The 4,613-nt window shown below is 54.5% G+C and carries 1 protein-coding gene and 2 pseudogenes; 2 read left to right on the plus strand and 1 reads right to left on the minus strand.

Annotated elements, in window-relative coordinates; translation table 11 throughout:
* Positions 1-126 precede the first annotated feature (126 nt).
* Positions 127-570 (minus strand): conjugative transfer protein MobI(A/C), encoded by a 444-nt coding sequence (gene mobI, locus AB5S05_RS21865; protein WP_369289611.1) that lies wholly within the window; start codon positions 568-570, stop codon positions 127-129.
* A 990-nt stretch (positions 571-1,560) separates the two neighbouring features.
* Here mobI and AB5S05_RS21870 point away from each other — a divergent pair.
* Positions 1,561-2,003: pseudogene (locus AB5S05_RS21870) on the plus strand (IS66 family transposase); the annotation flags it as partial.
* 1,806 nt (positions 2,004-3,809) lie between these two features.
* A pseudogene (locus AB5S05_RS21875) lies at positions 3,810-4,496 on the plus strand (Arm DNA-binding domain-containing protein); the annotation flags it as partial.
* Positions 4,497-4,613 lie beyond the last annotated feature (117 nt).

A 4,613-nucleotide genomic window follows, 5' to 3' on the forward strand; every position in this document is an offset into this window, starting at 1 on the left:
ACCGCGAGGGGTAAGACGGGCATGTTTATGCAGGTTCATTCGGGGCTCCTGGAAGGCTTGGTTGGTCGCACTTCCAGAATTCCGGGAATGCCCCGGATGAACAACCTACTGAGAGATCACAGCTAGCTAGAGGCCAACCGCCCCCACGATGGCACGCATACGAAGCAGGCCCGCTCGATAGTCGCCGTTGCGATCAGCCAACTCTCGGATGGCGGCGAACTTTTCGTCGTAGCGGTTGAAGAGCGAGAGGTGGTTTTGGTCGAGCCGGCCCATTCTGGTCAGGCTCTGCTTGTAGGTGATTTTAGACACCGACTTGTTGAGCGGGATGCGCTTATGCAAAACCTTCGTGGTTGCAACTCCATCCTTCTTCACATGCCGCAACTGGCACCAGTCGATCCGAAAGCGATTTGGGCACTGACGCACCTGAACCGCCCTCACAAGCACAAAGTTTTTCCGGATAGCCTCGTCCCACATCTCCTGATTGAGTGCCGTTGCCATCTCTATGAGTTTGTTGTCAGACGCATCCAGTGCTGCCAGCTGCTCATCGATGTGCCGAACTGTTTTCCACATAAATACCATTCCTTCCTATCTCACATTTTGCGAAATCGTCCTATATTTTTGGCGCTTTCAACCGTCAATTTGACCCCATTTCAGGGTCACCCCGCGTCAGCAGGGCATTGCAGGGGGGGGAAATGGCCGAGAATTACCCTAAATCGCACTTTTCAGTAGTTCGGTAGCCGTACTATTGAGGAAGGTAAATGAGTAACTTCTAGCAAAGCCGCGACCTACAAGGGTCTCGTTGCCGCAACGCACAACTATTCGCAGCCTTACTTTTCCGCTCACTCTCAGAAAACATGCATTTCTGGATCAAAGTTATTCGGAGTAGATCTGACCTGGCCGTTGGGCATAAATGCAGAAGCTGACACCCCGGGGCCATTGCCGCCACCAGCCTCGCGAGTGGCAGCCTCGCGAAATGATGGCGACCCTTTTTCTCCCGCCATTTAGAAAAACAACGTTCCATCCCGCCCACCAAGCAGAGCGAGCGCATAATTACGCCCGCCGCGCCACATTTCCAGCGAAGCTGACCCATATGAAAGTCCCGTATTTACTAGCGTACAGAGCACTAGCTTCGCGAACACGACCTATGTCACTTTCGTTTGAAGTTTTGAAAAACCATAAACAGAACCCAAGACGAGCTCATTTGGCTGACCCACACGTTGTTTTCTCTTTCCATTCACCACAAGTAACGAACCTGACCCAGCTGTATCCACCAGCTGACGCGGGCTTCAGCCAAGAATTTTTTACGAAACTGAGATAGGTTGTTCGACCTGGCCGTTCGCGGAAAGGGCAATGCCCCGACTCCAGCGAGGAGAAATGATAGGGCCAACTCCTCAAACAGGATCTAATTGAGGGGGTGCATATCCAAAATCGATGGCGAGCAGAGTTCAAAAGGTGCTCCCAGGGTGCACTTTTGTTCACTTTGCCCGATCCAGTCTGGTTCACAAAAGTAAACCGAAAACGGGTCAGCACCTGTTATCTGTTAGGGAGTAACGGACTAGCGCTGGGCTATACGAAGTCGAACGCCAAGTGCGCGACATGAACAAGGAAGAACGCTGGCGACGACAGGAAAAGGCGTCAACTATCCTCAACGCACTGCATGACAGGATGCCGGCCCAGTGTGATCTGGTGCCCAACGGCTCAGCAACAGCGAAAGCCTTAGATTGCAGCCTCAAACGCTGGCTGGCACTGACTCGCTATGCCGAGGATGGTGCTGTGTCCATCGACAATAATCAGGTCGAGAACCAGATTCGGCGGTAGATCCTGGGGCGCACGAACTTATCGTTTGACGCGTCGCTACGCAGCGACAAACGGGCGACGACGATCATGAGCCTGTCCAGTCGACCTGCAAGAATGGACATGATCCGTATGCCTACCCTAAGGATGTGCTCATACGACTGCCGTCGCGGCGTGCGAGTTATGCCGGCCAACTGTTGCCACATTAGTGGGTACCTACCTGAGTCACGCAAAGTGAGTCCGGCGTGCTTACGATGCGATGGACAACGGCACCATGCGACTCCGAAAGAGCCAGCCGCTACTATGCCACTCACGAGGAGGCCCACTGAACTGATGAGCAGGGCAAGATCGAATGCCCGGAATGAACGAGGATCGATAGGAATCAGCCATTTCAAAGCTATTAGCGGGGTGCGTTGGACCAAGCAGTAGAAGTAACTTCTGTGCCCCAGATGCATCAGATCGCAAGGGGAAAAGATGGTCTTGGTCAGCCGGCAGGTTACAGTTGAGCGACGTATGCCGGCGAGAATTGCGATCTCACGTGCAGAACTGAACGCGCCCTATCTGACGTGGACTTCAAGCGGAAGGTACCATCCTTCATTTTGACGTTGAAATACTCGCCCGCATCAGACAAAGTGCCCGCAGGAAGCGCGTTTTCGAGCTTTGCCCAAATTTCCTGGCGTATGGAAGCGGTCGTTACAAGTGCTCGAACCGATCCAAGTGCTGCGAATCCAAGATGCAGGAAGCACTCGCGAGCTATCTGCTTGTGTGAGTCTGTATAGCTTAGCGACTCTTTGAAGGTAATCCGCCCGGAGTACCTAGTCTGGCCGGAAGAGAGCCTTACAGACTCTACCTGGTGCCTTTCGAATTCGACCGAGACACCACGTAGGTAGTTAGTGACGAAACATGTTGTGGCTCAATGATTCTGGACAGCCCGATAGGGCGTTAAACCGACACCACTCTGCTCCCCCAAGATCGCCAGCCAATGGCTCGACATCGACAGCTGACTGCGCAGTTTTCCGCCGCGCGGCTCACGTAAGCGGTTAGCGCCTAGTGAATCGGGGCAGCACCGATTAGAGCACATCGAACATCTTGCACAAGCAGATGGTTATCTTCGGCAGCGACACCTCGTTGAAACCAATACAACTAAATAGTGCCGCGCGCGAGGCGCTCTCCTTAGTCACCCCGAAGGTTCTGCACAGGGTGCCGGTATCGAATCGCGCCAAGTCCCAAGCGGTAGCGCGACTCAGAGCCGCCAGCTTAGCCGAGGAGTGATACCCACAACCCTCGCCTCGCACACCGGAGCCAGGCGCAGCAGCTGCCTCTAACCGCCTTGGCCGGTCAGGTCCAGCACGCCGCAACCCCCATCCATTTCTTCACTGCCTAGCTCGCCAGCTTGGCCAACATTTTTGGTGGTGCAAATGCCCACGGACATACCTATATCGCAGGCCAGACGCTGACGAATGCACTCCGGCCAAGCTCGTCCACCCAAGCTTCACCGAGTGCTTAGAAGATACTTCTGCGCGCTTAGAGATCCGATACGAGAGGCTCAGGCTCAGCACTGCACTCGCCCCCTAGCGCCAACATCCAGGACAGCAGAAAAAACCAGTCCGGGGTTGCATCTACAGCTCCAATGGCAGGCTGACTCAACTGGGTTCTACCCCGTTAGCCCTGACCCCATTTTGGGTACGAATTGCGTCCTTGCAGGCGGAGATTTCGATCACGATGAACTCCACACACATCGTCGATCGGAGAAGTTCGCATGGCCCAAAGGCACACGGCACTGGTTTCCCAGCTCAACAGAAGCTCGCACTTCACCCATCCAGGCCTGCTGCGAGTATGGCCGTGAGAATGGCTATGGATGGTGACATGGACAAAGTGTCGGAAGAGCAAATGGCTGAGCTGCTCGGTACCACCAAAAGAGCATTGCAAGCCAGGCGCGCGCGGAAACAGATCCCGGAAGGGGTTTGGATCAGAACGGGCCGACAGATTATCTACAGCAAGCGGAGATATGATGAATGGCTAGAAAGCCAATGGATATGCCCACCGGGGTGGAAGTTTTCCGCAACTCAATCCGTGTGCGGTTCATCTGGAACGGGCGACGTTGCAGTGAAACGCTCCCGTATCCCGTCACGCAGAAAGGGATCGCTGCTGCATCCATTCTTAGAGATCAAGTAGTCCGCCTAGCCAAGATGGGGCTGTTGGACGACGCCAAGTACGTGGAACTGTTTCCCAGCTCGGCCGTGCCCGTGAGCGGTGCTATGTGCTTTGGCGAGTTCACTCAGCTGTGGCTGGATAGCCGGGACATTGCGGCTGGCACCAGGGTCAACTACAGAAGCGTGCTTAACCGATATTGGATGCCGCATTTGGCGCTGATGCGAGTCGACCTCATCACAACCACCCTGTTACGCCGTATCGTTGCCGGGACAAAGTGGATATCGCCCGGCGTCAAACGAAATGCGCTTTTCAAGATCTCCACAATTTTGAAGGCAGCGGTGGCAGATGGAGTCATTGAGCGAAACCCGGCAGACCCACTAGAAAAGCCCAAACGATCGCGTAAGGAAATCGATCCATTCACTCAAGACGAAGCCAACCTCATCATTGAGCGGCTGTACCAAAACGAGCATTGGCCGAGTTCAATTTACGCGGCCTTCTACGAGTTCGTTTTCTTCACGGGCTTGCGCCTTTCAGAGGCGCTAGCTGTGATCTCTCAGTAGGTTGTTCATCCGGGGCATTCCCGGAATTCTGGAAGTGCGACCAACCAAGCCTTCCAGGAGCCCCGAATGAACCTGCATAAACATGCCCGTCTTACCCCTCGCGGT

It is taken from the genome of Pseudomonas zhanjiangensis (genome assembly GCF_041027545.1).
Taxonomy (GTDB): domain Bacteria; phylum Pseudomonadota; class Gammaproteobacteria; order Pseudomonadales; family Pseudomonadaceae; genus Aquipseudomonas; species Aquipseudomonas zhanjiangensis.